Origin of the sequence: Zoogloea sp. LCSB751, assembly GCF_002028455.1 — a bacterium.
Taxonomy (GTDB): Bacteria; Pseudomonadota; Gammaproteobacteria; order Burkholderiales; family Rhodocyclaceae; genus Zoogloea.
On sequence record NZ_MWUM01000544.1, the window covers coordinates 1 to 241 of the forward strand.

Genomic DNA, 241 nt, shown 5'->3' on the forward strand with positions numbered 1-241 from the left:
TGTTCTTCATCCACAATCATCAGGCCCAAGTCTTTAAACTGGACACTTTCTTGTAGAATTTTATGCGTACCAATCACGATGTCGACTTTGCCCTCAGCTAAGTCTTCGATCGTTTTGGTATGTGATTTACTGCTGCCAAAACGCGATAAAACTTCGATACGAATAGGCCAGTCTGCAAAACGGTCTTTAAAAGACTCATAATGCTGTTGGGCCAGCAACGTCGTCGGCACCAAAACAGCCA

Annotated in this window: 1 protein-coding gene; it reads right to left on the reverse strand. The window is 44.0% G+C overall.

Annotation, left to right across the window (positions count from 1 at the left end; genetic code table 11):
- Positions 1-241, reverse strand: a 241-nt coding sequence (locus tag B4920_RS27655; protein WP_139379765.1) for a DEAD/DEAH box helicase, incomplete at both ends; no start/stop codon positions are given.